At 30.7% G+C, this 18,342-nt stretch carries 18 protein-coding genes; all 18 read left to right on the plus strand.

Annotation, left to right across the window (positions count from 1 at the left end; translation table 11 throughout):
* The first annotated feature begins 65 nt into the window (after positions 1-65).
* Positions 66-380, plus strand: coding sequence for a hypothetical protein (locus tag HYG85_RS16190; RefSeq protein WP_212690518.1), 315 nt, complete (start codon positions 66-68; stop codon positions 378-380).
* An 80-nt stretch (positions 381-460) separates the two neighbouring features.
* Positions 461-688, plus strand: a complete 228-nt coding sequence (locus HYG85_RS16195; protein WP_212690519.1) for a cupin domain-containing protein — start codon at positions 461-463, stop codon at positions 686-688.
* A 106-nt stretch (positions 689-794) separates the two neighbouring features.
* Complete coding sequence (locus tag HYG85_RS16200) at positions 795-1,001, plus strand: hypothetical protein (protein ID WP_212690520.1); 207 nt, start codon at positions 795-797, stop codon at positions 999-1,001.
* Positions 1,002-1,035: 34 nt separating this feature from the next.
* On the plus strand, positions 1,036-1,740 hold the full coding sequence (locus HYG85_RS16205; protein WP_212690521.1) for an MBL fold metallo-hydrolase: 705 nt from the start codon (positions 1,036-1,038) through the stop codon (positions 1,738-1,740).
* 69 nt (positions 1,741-1,809) lie between these two features.
* Entirely contained in the window at positions 1,810-2,349 is a 540-nt protein-coding gene (locus tag HYG85_RS16210) for a 2'-5' RNA ligase family protein (protein WP_212690522.1), read from the plus strand.
* A 95-nt stretch (positions 2,350-2,444) separates the two neighbouring features.
* On the plus strand, positions 2,445-3,653 hold the full coding sequence (locus HYG85_RS16215; RefSeq protein ID WP_212690523.1) for an ROK family transcriptional regulator: 1,209 nt from the start codon (positions 2,445-2,447) through the stop codon (positions 3,651-3,653).
* 207 nt (positions 3,654-3,860) lie between these two features.
* Positions 3,861-5,285 (plus strand): hypothetical protein, encoded by a 1,425-nt coding sequence (locus tag HYG85_RS16220; RefSeq protein ID WP_212690524.1) that lies wholly within the window; start codon positions 3,861-3,863, stop codon positions 5,283-5,285.
* Between the two features lie 46 nt (positions 5,286-5,331).
* On the plus strand, positions 5,332-6,438 hold the full coding sequence (locus HYG85_RS16225) for a class II fructose-bisphosphate aldolase (protein ID WP_212690525.1): 1,107 nt from the start codon (positions 5,332-5,334) through the stop codon (positions 6,436-6,438).
* Positions 6,439-6,596: 158 nt separating this feature from the next.
* Positions 6,597-7,424, plus strand: a complete 828-nt coding sequence (locus tag HYG85_RS16230) for a hypothetical protein (protein ID WP_212690526.1) — start codon at positions 6,597-6,599, stop codon at positions 7,422-7,424.
* Positions 7,425-7,550: 126 nt separating this feature from the next.
* Positions 7,551-8,222: a response regulator transcription factor gene (locus HYG85_RS16235; RefSeq protein WP_330408026.1), complete on the plus strand. Its 672-nt coding sequence runs from the start codon at positions 7,551-7,553 to the stop codon at positions 8,220-8,222.
* Entirely contained in the window at positions 8,212-9,612 is a 1,401-nt protein-coding gene (locus HYG85_RS16240; protein ID WP_212690527.1) for a sensor histidine kinase, read from the plus strand. The genes HYG85_RS16235 and HYG85_RS16240 overlap by 11 nt, the downstream gene beginning before the upstream one ends.
* Positions 9,613-9,766: 154 nt before the next feature.
* Complete coding sequence (locus HYG85_RS16245; RefSeq protein ID WP_113673952.1) at positions 9,767-10,492, plus strand: MgtC/SapB family protein; 726 nt, start codon at positions 9,767-9,769, stop codon at positions 10,490-10,492.
* Positions 10,493-10,963: 471 nt separating this feature from the next.
* Positions 10,964-12,496, plus strand: a complete 1,533-nt coding sequence (locus tag HYG85_RS16250) for an extracellular solute-binding protein (RefSeq protein ID WP_212690528.1) — start codon at positions 10,964-10,966, stop codon at positions 12,494-12,496.
* A gap of 77 nt (positions 12,497-12,573) precedes the next feature.
* Positions 12,574-13,518, plus strand: coding sequence for an ABC transporter permease (locus HYG85_RS16255; protein ID WP_244971211.1), 945 nt, complete (start codon positions 12,574-12,576; stop codon positions 13,516-13,518).
* Positions 13,518-14,372, plus strand: coding sequence for a carbohydrate ABC transporter permease (locus tag HYG85_RS16260; protein WP_113673954.1), 855 nt, complete (start codon positions 13,518-13,520; stop codon positions 14,370-14,372). Before HYG85_RS16255 ends, HYG85_RS16260 begins: the two co-directional genes overlap by 1 nt.
* Before the next feature lie 27 nt (positions 14,373-14,399).
* Positions 14,400-15,512 carry a glycoside hydrolase family 88 protein gene (locus tag HYG85_RS16265; protein WP_212690529.1) on the plus strand — a complete coding sequence of 371 codons (1,113 nt, stop codon included), beginning with the start codon at positions 14,400-14,402 and terminating at the stop codon, positions 15,510-15,512.
* An 11-nt stretch (positions 15,513-15,523) separates the two neighbouring features.
* Positions 15,524-16,906, plus strand: coding sequence for a sulfatase family protein (locus HYG85_RS16270; RefSeq protein WP_212690530.1), 1,383 nt, complete (start codon positions 15,524-15,526; stop codon positions 16,904-16,906).
* 10 nt (positions 16,907-16,916) lie between these two features.
* Complete coding sequence (locus HYG85_RS16275; protein WP_212690531.1) at positions 16,917-18,320, plus strand: sulfatase-like hydrolase/transferase; 1,404 nt, start codon at positions 16,917-16,919, stop codon at positions 18,318-18,320.
* The last annotated feature ends 22 nt before the right edge of the window (positions 18,321-18,342 follow it).

Here is an 18,342-nt window from a genome sequence, read left to right on the forward strand (position 1 = left end):
TATTGAACTTATTATAATAGAGGTAATAGTTGTTTAAGTAAATATAGATATAAGGTGGGGTATGAATGGAAAATCAAGAATTAAGAGAAGTGAAAAGAGAATTATATAAGGAGATAGATGAATTAAAAAGGGAATATAAATGGTTCAAGGGTAGAGTAAGCACTATTGCTAATCTTTTTATACCAGGTATAGGATTTTTTATTTATGGTAGTTCATATTTGAAGGGACTTATAAGTTTTATCTTATTTGGTGGGTATAATTTAATCTTTTTCAAATGGATATTACCTGATCTGGATTTTGCTGTTGGAATGATATATTATACTCCAGCAATTATTATATGGTTAGTAAGTACTGTTATGGTGGCGAATCTGGATGAATGAGTATAAGTTGAAAATTTTGAGTCACAGTAGATTAGAGAAAGTGGAAGTTGATTTATTAAAGATAATGGAGGAGGAATAATATGCCTTTTGCAATGACGCATTTGTATATTGCATATAACATAATACAACAGACACCTCAAATTAAGAAACCCAATGATTTTTTGTTAGGAGCTATTGCTCCAGATTCAGTGCATTTTCGAAATAATTACGATAGTGATATGAAATTCAATAGTCATCTGTGTATTGGTAATGAAAAATGGGGAAGAGTAACTAACAATGATGAGTGGATAGATATGGACACCATTTAGAGAGAAAAATAACTTAGGAAAAGGGGTTTGTAGTATATATCATCAAGAATCTTATGCTATTGATTATGAATTATATTTACTTCCACAAAGAAAGGTAATATGGACTATGTTGGAGGATGCTACAGCATTTGATATACCGGATATTGTAAGAGCAGTAGAAATAAATCAGATGAAACAATCTTTGATTAAGGAACAATTTGAGAATAGGGAGTCTATTGATATATCAACGAATGAATATGTAACACTTTCTGGAATGCAAAAATTTATAGATGAGGAATCTAAGTACATAAAAAATATGTTGTATGGCGAATAGTGATATACTAAGACGAAAATAAAACTAGAAGGGATTGATACATATAAATAAACTTAAAGTTAATAAGCTTGAGAATGTTTATGTTTATACAGAACTTATATCAGGATTTTTTAATAATGTTTCAGTTATTGATGATGAAGAATTAATATTAATTGATACATTTAAGACAAGAGAGCTGATGGAAGAGTTAATGGAAAATATATCAGATACGTTTAACAGGTCAGTAAGCAAGATAATATATACTCATTGGCATATAGATCATACTCTAGGTTCACATTTCATATCTAATGCTAGTATAATATCAACTAATTACACTAATAAGTATCTAGAAAAATTTATATCTAATGATTTGGAAAGGTTAGTAAATAGAGGTATTATAGAAAATGGAGCAAAACCAAAATTATCAGATGTTGAATTTGAAGAGATATATAATATTGAACTATTTAAGGGGAAAAAGTTAGTAATTAAACATTTACCTGGACATACATATGATAGTTTAGTAGTATTTTATGAAGATATATTAATTGTTGGTGATACATTATTAGGGAATGAAGTAGATGTTTTTAAGCCCCCAGTTATACCTCCAGATGCTCCATTGTCAAAAGAAGAACATTTGGAAACTGCTATAGAATTTATTAATAATTCAAATGTTGTACATATAATAACTGGTCATGGATATATGCTTCCAAAGATAGAGCTTATCCAATCCAATCTCAATAGATTAAAGAATATTATATAGAGTTTAATTGGATGTTTATTAGGTAATTATTGATGTATAGATGTTGTTAAAAAGATAAAGGAGGATATTATGGGATATGCAATCGAAGTTAATTTTGATAAAAAGAGTGAAGATAAGTTAATAGAATATTGGAGACTATTATGTCAGAATAATATTAGCTCATACATGTATAAAAATGGGGCACACCCACATATAGCGTTTGCTGTTTTTGATGAAAAGACTAAAGATATTAGTGGGCTTAGAAATATTATGAATGATTATTTTAGTAGAATAGAACCATTTGAGGTGATTTTTTCTTATCTGGGTCTATTTCCTACCAATGAAGGAGTTGGTTTTATAGCACCAAAGGTATCTCAACAGTTATTGGAGTATCATGAGGGATTCTATAATGAAATATGTGATAATGGATATGATGCATGGTTTAATGATTATTATAAACCAGATGTTTGGATACCTCATTGTACCATGACTATTAATACTACTAACAATAATCAAATGAAGGGAATAGAATTATTAAGAAATACATTCAAGCCATTTAAAGCAAAAATCACAAGGGTTTCATTAGTGGAATTTTTTCCGAGTAAATATTTAGAAGTGATAGAGTTATAGTAATAAATATTTGACAAAACAAATAGATATATGTAAAATTAATTTCAGAGTGAAATAATTGAGCTATGCTTATATAGTAGTAAAGGATTGATACAATGATAAATAAAAATATAAAAGGCACATCAGCTCTTAGACAAAAAAATAGGATACAGATTATTGACTATATTAGAAAGAATGCTCCTGTTACTCGTATAGATATTTTTAATGGTACAAACATTTCAAGACCTACAATAACAAGAATAGTTAAGCAGCTGGTAGAGGAAAAAATAGTTGAAGAAAGTGGTATGGTTGAAACTCATGCAGGGCGAAAACCTATTTATCTTAAGCTAAGAAAATCTGCTTTATGTTGTATGGGAATGAATATATATAGAAATAATATTAGAGCATCAATAATAGACTTGGATAAAAATATATTAATCAGTAAAAAGGTTTCTATTAATAATGTGAAAAAAGAAAAAGAGTTCTTAGAAACTGTACTTGATATGATTCATAGTCTAATTGATGAATCAAAAATATCAATAAAGCATGTAATTGGTATAGGTATAGGTTCTTCAGGAGTTGTTGACTATGATAAGGGTATACTCCATAATTTTAATCCACATCTTAATATTAGAAATATCCCTTTGAAGACTTTTTTAGAAAAAGAGCTTAATATTCAAACTTTTGTTGATAATAATCCAAACACAAGAGCTTTAGGTGAATATTGGTATGGCTATGGTAGAGGGTATAAAGACATAGCCTATATTGTCTGTGGCGAAGGTATTGGAAGTGGAATTATTGTTGATGGTAATATCCTAAGAGGAAAAAATAATATTACTGGTGAATTTGGACATATGACTGTAGCTGTTAATGGTAGAGAATGTAATTGTGGAAGATATGGTTGTGTAGAAGCATATTGTTCAACTGAAGGGATAGAAAAGATTTTAAATGAGAAAATATCACAAGTTGACACATCACCTATAAAAGACTTCATAAAAGGAAATAGAAGTAAACTGAATTATAGTCTAATATGTGAATTCTATAATGAAGATAGATATTGTAAAGAAGTATTGGACCAAGCCACAACCATACTTAGTATTGGTTTGTCTAATCTTATGGGAATACTTAACCCAGAAATTATAGTTTTATCTGGTGAATTATTTGATAATGATTTTATGTTTGACCAAGTGATAGATAAGACTAAGCAGGAAGTATTCACTGATCTCATTGGAGATATCAAGTTCAAAAAAAGAGAGCAAATGGATTATGTATATGAAATTGGAGCGGCGGCATTAGTATATAAAGCTTATTTTAAGAATGTATAGAAATGAATAAAATGATTTAAGATATATATATGATACATCATCTTGACAAAACTTTAATAAGGATATAAAATAAAAATAGGTTAATTTCAGACTGAAATTTAATTGGGAAAAGATGTATTATATAATAATAAAAAGTGATTTACTCACTTTTTATTATTGGGTAAATAATTTCAGACTGAAATTATGAAAAAAGAAAGAAGGTATGATATGAAAAGATTAAAAATTGGTCTTGTAGGATTAATGCACAAGAATTTCACAGGCGATAAATTAGGTATTTATAATCGTTCAAAGCAGGAAATGAAAAAACTAAGCGAAGAAATGAATTTTGATTTTATATGTGTAGAAGATGGAATATATACTGACCAAGAAGCTGAAGCAGCATACACTTTTTTAGATAAGGAAAAAATCGATTTTATCATGATTCAAAGTAGTGCGTTTAATTCAGGAACAATCATTCCAATCTTAACAAAATTAAATATACCTATTGGTTTGTGGGCAGTCAAGGAACCAACTGCATCTGGTCCATTACCAATTAACTCTTTCTGTGCAATGAACATGAATGCAAGTATCATAGGGCAGTATCTTAAAGAATATGATTTACCATTCAAGTGGTTCTACGGTTACATGAATGATGAATTATTCCAAAGAAGATTTGCAATAACAATAAAGGCTCTTACAGCCATAAAAAATATAAAAAACGCAAAGATTGCTTTAATTGGTGGTATTGCTAATGGATTTGACAACCAATATTTTGATGAAAGAAAACTTCAAAAAAGATTTGGAGTAAAACTATATAGAAATCATGAATTTTCAGAGATAAAACATAAAATGCTATCTTATGAAGATGAAGATGTACAAGATATCATGGAACAAATATTAAAAGATAGCTGCAGCTGCAATGCTTTAGCAAAAGAGAAAATAAATAAAAACGCACGTCTGATTAAAGCCGTTGTAGATTTCAAAGAAGAAAATGGATATGATGGCATTGCTCTTAGCTGCTGGCCAAAATTCAGAATAGAACTTGATATGGTTTCATGTGCAGCAATAGGAAGACTTAATCAACTGTATTTTACCACAGCTTGTGAAGGTGATGTATATGGACTTATTACCATGATGATGATGAGATATATGAATGATAAACCTTCATTACTTATGGATTTATCTGATTTTGACGAGAAGGATGAAAGTGTATTATTCTGGCATTGTGGACTGGGATGTAATAATGTAGCTTTTAATGGAGAAGTAAAATTAGCCTCACACTGTAATCCTGGACCTTGGTCTGGAGAAGGGCTGAAAGAAAATGCTCCTGTTGCAGATATGATTTTTGCCAAACAAAAAGGGACTGCTGCAAGATTTACCAAAGATGGTGAAGAAATGTTTCTTCTCACAGGTGAATTTATTCATCCTGAAAAACCAAGTTTTGATGGTTCAAGAGGATGGATGTCCAACTTGAAACTTAACACAAAACCAATTGAAGTCAGAGATTTGGTAGAAACCATTCTTGTAAAGCATCAACCACATCATTACGCCTTGGCATTTAATGATTTAGGTGAGGAAATGATGGAAGTAGCCGCATGGCTTGGTATTAAACCAATGGAAAAAGTAGCTTATGAACATTTTTTACAAAGATAATATAAGAAACATAATATAAGAAAGATAATATAAGGAGGAAGAAATAATGTCATTAGTACCTATGAAATTATTACTTGATAAAGCTTTAGAAGGAAAATTTGCGTATGGAGCATTTAATGTACATACTACCAATGAAGTGAAAGCGGCTATAGAAATTCATGAAACATTCAGATCACCTGTTATATTGCAGATAATAGAATTCGCAACTGGTTTTATAGCTGGTAGAGAAGATTTTCTTAATGCTACATTAAAAGAAAAGATTGAAGGTATTAAGATTATTACTGAAAAAGTAAAAGAAGCTGCTAAAAAAACTGATATACCTGTAGTTTTACACTTGGATCATGGTCATGATAAAGAACTTGTAAAAGCTTGTATTGACGAAGGTTTTACGTCAGTAATGATTGATGGTTCTTATCTTCCATTTGAAGAGAACATTGCTCTTACAAAAGAAATAGTTGACTATGCACATAAAAAAGGAGTCACTGTTGAAGGAGAACTGGGAGTATTAGCTGGTAGAGAAGATAATGCTAACCATAGTGGTTCATTATATACTGACCCTAATAAAGTCTGTGAATTTTTTGAGAAAACAGGTGTTGACTGTTTAGCAATATCTTATGGTACAAGTCATGGAGCGGCAAAAGGAAAAGATGTTGTAATCAGTAAAGAGATTGCTATAGCATCATATGAAAATATGAAATTCAAAAATATCAAAGGGTCACTAGTTTCCCACGGTTCTTCAACTGTTCCTAAATATTTAGTAGAAGGAATTAATAAATTAGGCGGGAAATTAGAAAATGCACATGGTATTCCTATTGAGCAAGTGCTTGAAGTAGTTCCTTATGGTATAGCTAAAGTAAATGTGGGAACAGATATCAGATTAGCGATTACTAGATATATTAGAGAGTATTTTAAAGATAATAATAATATAGATGATAATTCTAGAGTTGGACAAATCAAGAAAATTATAGAAGATAGACCAGAATTAATTGACGAGAGAGTTTATTTATATCCAATGTATGATAGCGTAATTTCTGGAACAGGTAAAACTACTGAAGAGAATGATATATTGGAATGTGTTGAAAAAGGTGTTAAAGAGATAGTAGGACAATTGATTGTTAAATATGGTCAAGTTGGTACTGCTGAATTATTTTAACAAAACTGTTTCACATAATTTCACATATTTTTATGATAATTCTTCTACATTCTATGGCTATACTAATCACATAGTTAAAACAAACCTTTTAACTATAGACCAAAATTAAATTCGATCGATTAATTTGGGGTTAAAATAATTATTAGGAGGTCATAGAAATGATAAAGAAAATAGTGACATTAGGATTAGGAGTTATATTATCAGCAAATTTGATGGTGCCGACTATGGCAAGTGAAACAGACCAAGATACAAAAACTTCAGTGGAGGCTACACAAACTATTGAAAAAGAGAATTTCCAGTTTAAGGATAAGATTGCTAAGTTTAGAATTGATAAACAGGCTAAACCACTTACAAAAGAAGAACACTTAGCCAAGATGAACGAAGCATTAGCCCAATTAGAACAAAAATATGAAGACGGAAATATTGAAGAAGAAAAATATAATGAAATAAAGGAAAAGTATACAAAAATAATTGAAGCTATTGAAAATGATGAAATGCCAGAATTGGGTAAAGGAAAATTTTTAGGACATGTAAAAGCTTTATCCCAAGAAGAGCTTCTAGAGAAGTTGAATGAACAATTAGCAGGGCTAGAAACAAAATTAAATGATGGCAAGATTGAACAAGATGAATATGAGAAGATAAAAGAAAAGATTACAAAGACAATTGAAGCTGTTGAAAATGGTGAAATGCCTAAGATGGGTAAAGGAAAAGGATTTATGAAACATGGAAAAGCTTTATCCCAAGAAGAAATGCTGGAAAAATTAAATGAAAAACTAGCAGGACTTGAACAAAAAATGAATAACGAAGAAATAACTGAAGAACAATATAACTCTGCTAAAGAAAGAATACAAGAAATTATTGAAAAAGTTGAAGATGGTGAAGCATTTGATTTGAAAGTAAGAAGAGCAAGAAAAGATAAAAGTATCATAGAAGATAAAGAACTTATTATTAATGATTCTTCAGCACAAGAAGAAAAAAGTTTATAAATTTCCCTTTAATATAAAATAATTTTTATATATAATATAAATTAAGGATGAATAATTATCAATTATTCATCCTTTCAATAAGTGAATAAAAATAAGTGATTAAAATTATGAAAGGGAGAATTCATAATGTTTAAGATATATTTAGTTGAAGATGAACAGAATCTGAATGATATTTTAGTATTTTATTTAAAAAATGAAGGTTATGAAGTAAAAAGCTTTACCTGTGGTTTGGATGCAGAAAAATGTATAGAAGAAGATATGCATCTGTGGATTCTTGATATAATGCTTCCTGATCTTGATGGATATGAGCTTATTAAAAGAATAAAAAAACATAATGAAAATATTCCCGTTATCTTTATATCTGCTAGAGATACAGATTTAGATATAATCACTGGTTTACAAATGGGTAGCGATGATTACATATCCAAGCCATTTCTGCCAATGGAACTTGTTATCAGGACAAGAAAACTTTTGAAAAGAGTTTATAAACAAGAAGGAAACAATAATATACTAATCAATAATAAATATAAAATAGATTTTAACAAAAGAATGGTTTACAGTGGAGATAAAGTCATTGAACTTACTTCAAGAGAATTTGATTTTTTATGTACTATAATTGAAAATAAAAATAATGCTATGTCCAGGGATTGCCTTCTCAATAAAGTATGGGGAGAAGACTATTATGGAAGTGACAGAGTAGTTGATGACCTTGTTAGAAGAGTAAGGAAAAAATTACCTGATATAAGAATAGAGACTATTTATGGTTATGGTTATAGGTGGTGTGAAATTGAAAATTAAATCAATTAACTCAAAATTAATGTTAGCTTTTTTGGGAGTGATAATATTTTTTGCAGTAATCACCTATTTTCTATTGGTAGGAGCTTTTAATAATTATTACCATGAAGATATATATAGAGTTCTTGAAGATAATATAGATAATAATGAAAAGATTACAGATATAGAGAAATTCATTAATGACAGCGAAGATAATAGAAGCATAGAACAGCTTTTTTGGATAAAGATAAATGGTCAATTAACACGGAAAGAAGCTAGAAGAACTAATTTGATTAAAAGTGAATTGACAGAAGATATTATAAAAAATATTGAGGATAATATTAATAATCAACAAGACGAGTCTAGAAGATATTATATTGATGTTAACGGTAGAAAATTATTTTATGTTATTACTAAATATGAATTGAGCTATTCAAATAAAGTATATGTAGTACCTAAACTTTTTGACAAACCTCAAATTACTAGAATAAACAATACATTGTATAGAGTTGCCCTTAGGTGGGAACCCCTGGATGATTCCCTTGAAAAGAATTTATTTAATCAAATGGGGATTGGTCTATTGTTAACGATTATAGCTATACTAATTATTTTCTTTTTCTTGTCTAGACATTTAACTAGGCCAATAATTAACCTAAGTAACTCAGTAAAAGAAATTTCTAAAAGGAAATTTGATTCACCTATTACCATTAAAAGAAACGATGAAATAGGTTTTTTGGCAAGTACGGTTGAAGAAATGAGAAAAGAGTTATTAAAATACGATGAAGAACAGAAAATGAAACTTCATTCTATTTCACATGAATTGAAAACTCCAATAATGATTATCCAGAGTTATGTAGATGCATTAAAAAAGGGCTTGTATCCCAAAGGAACGCCAGAATCATCATTAGAAATAATTGATGACGAGTGTTGCAGATTACAAAAACTGGTTTATAACTTATTATATATTCAGAGATTAGATTATTTTGAAAGTGAGATAAAGAATAAAGTAAAGATAAATCTAAAAGAAGTTGCTGAAGAAGTTATCAATAACATGACTATGAAACTTGAAAAGTTCCAGACAGAGATTAAGATGGATAATGTATATATTAATGCTGATTTCAATCAGATGAAAATAGTGGTTGAGAATATTCTTAGTAATCAGATTAGGTATGCTGACTCAATAATTAAGATATCTCTTGAAAAGAAGAAAGATGAAGTTAGTCTTAGCTTCTATAATGATGGTGAGCATATACAAGATAGCAATGATATATTTATAATGTTCAAAAAAGGTAAAAATGGACAAAGCGGTCTAGGGCTATATATCGTCAAAAGGTTGTTGGATATCAATGGTGCGAGTATAGTGGCTTATAATGAAAAAAAGGGTGTTACATTCAAGATTCAATGGAAATTGTAGACAAATTTAAGATTTTACTTGAAAAAAAAACAAATTCGTATATAATATATATAATAATATATAAATACTTAGGAAGCTTCTTTCAAAATTGAAGGAAGCTTTTAAGTTTAATATCATATAAATATATTAATATATATTGGAAAAGGGTGGACAGATGGAAGAATATGAAGTGATTATTAGGATAGTTATTGCTATTCTAGTAGGTGGATTAATAGGCTATGAAAGGCAGATTACCAATAGACCAGCTGGTTTTAGAACTCACATACTAGTTTGTGTTGGTGCTGCAGTAGTATCTATTATTCAAATCGAATCGGTTGAAAGAACAATAGCTCTAATTCAGGAAAAACCAGAGTTGGCTAATGCTCTAAAAGCTGATATTGGTAGGATGGGAGCACAAGTTATAACCGGTGTAGGTTTTCTTGGTGCTGGAACAATAATCCGTGAAAAAGGATTAGTAAAAGGATTAACAACTGCTGCTTCTATATGGGTAGTTGCTTGTATAGGTCTTGCAATAGGACTTGGGATGTATGTAATAACAGCTGCATCTACTATTGGAGTATTTATTTCACTAGTTATACTTAAGAAAGTGGAAGACAAATTCATTGACAAAGTATCAACTATTTCCTTGGATATACAATATACAGGGGATAAGGAATTTATGAAAGGTATTCAAAAATACTTTAATATGAAGAATATAAAAGTAAGAAAAATTAAGTTCCTAAGTGAAGAATCCGATTTAGATGAAACAGCAGCTACTAGTGAAGGAGAAATCATTAGACATTCAATTTACAGCATTGATGTACCTAAATATGTTAATTGCACTAAGATAGTTCAAGATCTATGCAGGAAAAAGAATATTAAACAGGTAAAGATTTTATAATCTGCATGGTATTTTGGTTAGTAGCTACTAAAGTTTAACTGAAATACATAAATAAAATAATTGATCAATACTTATTGATAGGCTCATAAATTTGGGTCTATCTTTTTTTATTTATATGATTATGACTAGGGGACGTTTCCTTTGTCATCTTAAAAATGTCCCCATGCCATAGAAAATAAGTCGATTTCACCAACATGACAAAGGAAACGTCCCTAAGTCATATATGAGTAAAATTGATATAAATGCCTGTTTTTAGGGGGTATATATTAATATAATACAACAATATTAATATTTTTTAATATGAAAAAAACGCAAAGAATACAAATAATACTATAAAATTAAAAATATATTATTGAAAGTTGGGCAAAATTAATGTATCGTGAAATCATCCAATAAGCAATGCGCGCAATAAATGTTGGTTGTAAAATTTAACCATTATTCTTATGAAAACAACAGGGAGGGTTACATCAAATGAAAAAATTTACAGTAATTTTATTAATTATTGCAATGTGTTTAGCTAGTTTTACTGGTTGTGGTAAAAAAGATAATGAAAAGGATACAAATAAGGATACTAATGTAACGTCGAATGAAAATAATGATGCAAATGATGAATCAAACAAAACAAGTGATAAACCTGCTAAGTTAAAATTATTTTTACATAGTAGAGATATCCAGGATAAATCATTTTCAAAAGATTATATAGAAGAAAAAACAAACACTGAATTAGAAATAACTCAAGTAACAACAAAAGAACTTGAAAACAAATTAAACATTATCTTAGCTTCTGGTAAAAGACCAGACATCATGAATTTCTATACAGATGCTATGGAAGATAAGTTAGCAAAAGGTGGAGCATTACTACCACTTAATGAATACTTTGATAAGTATCCAGAATTAAAAGCTTCAAGAACAGAAGAAGTATGGAATACTATGAGACATGATGACGGAAATATATATGCGATAGGTTATAGTACAGCTAGACCACTTAGTATTATCGCTTATAGAAAAGATTGGTTAGACAAATTTGGAATGGAAGTTCCAACTACTCTTGATGAATACTATGAATTTGCAAAAAAAGTTGCACTAGAAGATCCAGATGGAAATGGTAAAAATGATACTTTTGCTATGGGTGGTTATAGTAGAGTAGATAAATTCATGGATCATATATTTGGTGCTTATGGAGTACTTCCTAACTATTGGATGGAAAAAGATGGTCAAATAGTAAATGGTTCAGTACAACCAGAGATAAAAGAAGCTCTTAAATATCTAAAGAAATTATATGATGAAAAAATAATTGACCCAGAGTTTGTTACTGATAATAGTAGCAGATGGAAAACTAAAGTAAAAGCTGGAACATTTGGTGCTGGTGAGACTAAGATTCACTTATTTGATAAAAACAATTTCCAAAACTATTATGCACCATTCATTCAAAAGAATCCAGAAGGTGAATTTGTATACGGACCAGTTTTACAAGGTGGTAGTGACAGTCCTATCGGTGTTAGAACAGAATCTGCAAAAGGTTGGGTTAGAACAGGTATCAGCAGCGAATGTAAAGATGTAGATGCAGCATTAAGACTATTGGCTTGGGCAGCTTCTGAAGAAGGAAATAAATTCGTCAACTACGGAGTAGAAGGTGAACATTACAAAGAAGAAGACGGTCATGTAACAAGACTTATCGATAATGCAAAAGGAAAAGAGTTGGATATTGACAAATTTTATATTGCTAAAACTGCATTAATAGACCATTCATCACCAGAATTCCAAGATGCTATTGATTATTCTAAGAAGAGTGCAGCAAGTAATCCAGCAGATGGAATAATGGTAGACGAATCCAGTAAATATGAAGCTGATTTAGTTGATTTTACAAACAGAGAATTCATTGGAATGATCGTAGGAGCAACCGATATTGAATCAGGATTCGATTCATTTGTTCAAGAATGGAATCAAAGAGGTGGAGAAGCTTTAACTAAAGCTGTTAATGATAAATATCAAGCGAGAAAATAAATGACTGATAGATATAGTGTGTTTTAAGATGAAATAGCATTTTGAAACACACTATATACTTAAGAAAGGAATATAATATGCAGGCAATAGCAAAAAGAAAAACTAAAAATAAGACATCTAGCGATACAATGAGATATTTGAAGAAAAATAAATGGCTGTATATATTATTGATTCCAGGCCTATTATATTTTGTATTATTTAGATATCTACCAATGTTTGGTTTAGTTATAGCTTTCAAGGATTACGATATATTTAAGGGTATTTTTGATAGTGCTTGGGTTGGATTAGACAATTTCAGAACAGTATTTGGTTCCACAGATTTCAAACAGGTATTTTCTAATACAATAGTAATTAGTTTGTTGAAAATATTAATTGGTTTTCCAGTACCTATTATTTTAGCATTAATGTTAAATGAAATGAGATGTATCAAGTTCAGTAGAATCAGTCAAACAGTACTTTATCTACCTCACTTCCTTTCATGGGTTGTTATTGGTGGTATTATGTTAAACATTTTTTCACCTACATATGGAATCGTTGGTGAGATATATAGATTATTTGGACATGACCCAGTTAATCTATTAGCAAGTAAAGAACATTTTAGAGGTATCTTGATTTTATCTGATATTTGGAAAGAATCCGGTTGGGGAACTATCGTATATCTTGCAGCATTAACTCAAATTGACCCTAATCTATATGAAGCAGCTAGTATTGATGGAGCTAGTAAATGGAAACAGACATTACATATAACATTACCAGCTATTTCAGGAATTATTGTTATGCTATTAATATTAAGGATTGGAAAGGTAATGAATGCAGGTTTCCAACAGATTATGGTATTACAGACTCCATTGGTTCAAAGTATAAGTGATATATTTGATACATATGTTTATCGTACAGGTCTTAAGAGGGGACAGTACAGTATTGCTGCTACAGTAGATATGTTTAAATCAGTAATAGCTCTAGTATTAGTTGTTGGAACAGATAAACTAAGTAAGAAAATCGGTGAGGAGGGACTTTTATAATGGTTAGGAAAAAAATTACTCCATTTACCGTATTCAACTATTGCTTCTTCGTGATTGTTGGAATATTGATGTTTTATCCATTTTGGTATGTATTGATGTATTCCTTGAGTGACCCTAATAAGGTTACATTGACAAACTACTATTTCATTCCTAATGGATTTACATTAAACACTTACATATCAGCATTCAAACAAGATATTATTTACTCAGGATTATTGAATTCAGTACTTGTCACTTTAGGTGCAACAGCAATAAGTATGTTTTTGAGTGTACTTACAGCCTATCCTTTATCTAGAGAAAATCTAAAAGGGAGAAAAGGAATCTTTTGGTTCATAATGTTCACTATGCTATTTAATGGAGGTATGATTCCTACATACTTAGTTGTAAAAGAATTCGGAATGATAGATTCATTATGGTCATTGATGTTACCAAAAGCGATAATTGTATATAATCTATTAATTATAATGAAATTCTTTAAAAACATCCCAATGGGGTTGATAGAGTCTGCCAAAATAGATGGCTGTAGCGAGGTTGGGATATTATTTAAAATCATATTACCATTATCAACATCAGTTTTAGCGACAGTAGGGTTATTCTATGCAGTTTATAACTGGAATGCATTCTTACCAGGTATGATGTATATAAATGATAAAACCAAATGGACTTTACAAGTAGTCTTAAGAGATATGCTAGATCAGACGACAGCAAATATTGACACAGACGATGTCTTTACATCTCCTGAAAACTTTAAAATGGCTACTGTTATGATTTCTGTAGTTCCAATACTTTGTGTATACCCATTTTTACAAAAATATTTTACTAAAGGTGTAATGCTTGGTTCAGTCAAAGGTTAAGAAGGATAGTAAAGGAGATTATAGACAATGGCAAAATGGTATGATGAATCATGGGAGCAGGTTGTAGAAAAAGTAGATAGAATAAGTGATAGAATAAAAGATACATTTCCCCACGTATCCATAGACGGGAAATATGATAGTCAAAGATCAGGCTGGTGGACAGCCGGTTTTTGGCCAGGATTATTATGGTTGATCTATAAAGATACAAAAGAAGATAAGTTAAAAGAATATGCAGTGTCATGTGAAGAAAAATTAGATTATGATTTGAATAATTTTCTGGATATACATCATGACGTAGGGTTTATGTGGATATTATCATCGGTTGCACATTATAAGTTACTTAATGACGAAACTGCTAAAAGAAGAGGTCTTATTGCAGCCAGCCATCTAGCAGGTAGATTCAATATAAAGGGAAATTTCATTAGAGCGTGGAACGATAATGTATTCAACCATAGTGAAGGCTGGGCTATTATTGATTGTATGATGAATATACCACTTCTATACTGGGCATCAGAAGAAACAAAAGACCCACGTTTCAAGCATATTGCAATGGCGCATACAGATACAGTAATAAAAGAATTCATTAGGGAAGATGGTTCTGTTCACCACATCGTATGTTTCGATCCTAATACAGGTAAAAGACTCAATGCTTCAGGAGGTCAAGGCTATTCACCTGAATCAGCATGGGCTAGAGGTTCGGCATGGGCTATATACGGATTATCAATTGGTTATGGATACACTAAGGAGAAAAGATATCTTGAAAAAGCTAAACAAGCTACGGATTTCTTCTTAGCCAATCTACCAGATGATAAAGCTCCATGTTGGGATTTCAGAGCTCCAAAAGAGCAAAGAGATGGAAAAGATACATCAGCAGCTGCATGTGCAGCCAGTGGAATGTTGGAGATGTGTAAATATATGGAAGGTAGTCAAAAAGAATATTATTATAAAAATGCTGAAGAAATATTAAAATCCTTATATGAGAATTACGGAGCATGGGATGAAGATGAAGAAGCATTAATAAAAATGGGAACAGTTAATTATACAAAACAAAAGTATGTTAATACACCTATAATCTATGGAGATTATTTCTTTGTAGAAGCACTTGGAAAATTAAGAGGAGAAAACAAAATATTTTGGTAGGAGGAGAAGCTATGAAGAAACACAATATAGTCTTTATTATGACTGACCATCAAAGAGCTGATAGTATTGGAATGAGACAGTGTAATATAGAGGTTACTCCTAATCTGAATAAGTTGGCAAAAGAAAGTTTAGTTTTTAGCAGGGCATATAATACATGCCCTCTTTGTGTTCCTTGTAGAACAGCTATTTCTACAGGAAAATACCCAACTAAAAATGGAGTAGTATTCAATGATTGGAAAGGGATCACAGCCAGAGATAATAAGCCTTTTCCACAGATACTAAAAGAGAATGGATACAATGTAAGTCATGTAGGAGTAGACCATATAAAGGTAAAACCAGCTCTAAAAGATAGGATTAAATATGATAAGTGGATAGATCAAACAGATTACAATAGATATATAGAAGAACTAGGAATATCTGTAAAAAGGGATGAAAAACATTCAAGAGAAGTGAAAGAATTAAGAGCTGATGGAGATTACATCAACAAGAGATATTCTAATACATATGTTTCAAAATGGGAGCATGATACAACAACCTTCAAAGATGAATATTTTACAAGAGAAAGCATAGATGTCATTGATAATGTTGAAAAGGATAATCCTTTCGCATTGTTCATTAACTATTGGGCACCACATCCACCCCTTAGAGTACCAGAAGAATATATCAATAAATTCAATCCAGATGATATAGTTCTACCTGACAATGTGGGTAAAATAGCTAAAAACGAGCCTGTCAATAGAAGAGATGGAGTACCTGCACAACTTGCTGAAAATGTAACAGAAAAAGAGTGGCGACAAGTATGGTCAGCACATCTGGCACTTCTTAATTATGTAGATGATCAAATAGGTAAAGTGATAGATAAGATAAAAGAAAAAGGATTATTGGAAGATACAATAATATTGTTTACTAGTGACCACGGAGATCATCTAGGTCAGCATAGTATGTATCAAAAAATGGAAATGTATGAACAAGCGGTCAATGTACCTTTATTAATAAAAATACCAAATGTGGAGCCTAGAAAGATTGAAGGTACAATGTCTAATCTAGATATACTACCTACACTATTAGACGAATTAGACATAGAGAAGCCTAATGACTTAGATGGAACATCTAATTATGAGGTAATACATAATAACGGTGAAATAAAAGATAGAAAAGTATTCTGCCAGTATTCAGGAAATCCAGAGCTAGGTTGTGTTCGTAGAGCTGTCATAACAGAAAAGTATAAATATATATATGATCAGATGAATGAAAAAGAGTTATATGACTTAGAATCGGACCCTCTTGAAATGAATAATATAGCGACAGAAAAAGAAAACATGGAATTGATTAAAACATTGCATGATGAACTTGTTAATTGGTCAAAACAGAAAAATGACTGGGTATTTGATTGAGGTGATAAATGTGAAGAAACCTAATATTTTATTTATAATGTCAGATGAACACGCAGCTTCAGTTGTTGGAGCTTCAGGAAACAGTATAGTAAAAACTCCTAATCTAGATAAGTTAGCTGATGAGGGAGTACTGTTCGAAAATTGTTATACCCCTTCCCCTATATGTGTTCCAGCTAGACTATCTGTAACTGCTGGAAAATACATAAATAAATGCGGTGCATGGAGTAATGAAAGCATGTTGGAAACCGATGATATTGTATCTCTAGCTACGGTTTTAAAAGATGTAGATTATGACTGCTATCTTGGAGGAAAAATGCACTATGCAAAAGATAGAAGATACGGATTTGAAGAACTATATCCATTTTGGACCAATACCAATGTAAGAAAGAAATATAACAAAAGGATAGATTTATCAGATGGAAAATTCCAAGCCCAAGAAAGTGTTCTATCTAGAAGGTTCAATGATTTTTACGTTGATGATAACAGCAGAGTAATGGAACATGATGAAATGGTTACAAAGATATGCAGCGATGTAATTAGGAACAGGCAAAAAGACGATAAACCATTTTTCTTGCTTGCAGGTTATCTAGCACCTCATTTTCCACTGATAGTCCCACAAAAATATTATGATATGTATAGAGATAAAGTTCCTATGCCAGAGATACCAGAAGGACATATAGAATCTTTACCAAAACATTATAAAATCATGAGAAAAGCATTTCAGAATGACCAAGTGGATGAATCTATCATTAAAAAAGGTAGAGAACTATATTATGGTTTGGTAACTTGGTTTGACGAGCAAGTAGGAGAACTACTAAATACATTAGATGATTCAGAAATAAAGGATAATACATTAGTAATCTATACCAGTGACCATGGAGAAAATATGGGAGACCACGGATTATGGTGGAAAAACTCTATGTATGATTGTTCAGCTAAAGTACCATTGATAGTCAGCTGGCCTGAAAAATGGTGTAATGGAACAAGAAAAACAGAAGTTTGTAATCTGCTGGATGTGATAAAAACAATATGTGACGTATGTGGAGCAGAACCTCCAAAAGATTGGGATGGAGAATCTATGGTTGACCTAATCAATGGTAAAGATGACAACTGGAGAAATTATTCTGTCAGTGAATACTATGCACATAATATCGCAGCTGGACACTGTATGATTAGAAAAGGTAATTATAAATATGTATATTTTAATGAAATAGACAGTAATAATGGTGCTGAGAGACAGTTGTTCAATATGGAAAAAGATCCAAATGAGTTCAATAATCTAGCTGATGATCCAAAATATAAGGATATAATTGAAGAATTACACCTATTATTGGTAAAAGAATTAGGAAGAGAACCAATAGAGATAGAAATGGAATCTAGGGAAGTAATTGACAAAAGTTATTGTGAAAATTAGTATGTTTTTGTAGAAATTTGTG

It is taken from the genome of Vallitalea guaymasensis, assembly GCF_018141425.1.
In the GTDB taxonomy this organism is placed as follows: Bacteria; Bacillota; Clostridia; order Lachnospirales; family Vallitaleaceae; genus Vallitalea; species Vallitalea guaymasensis.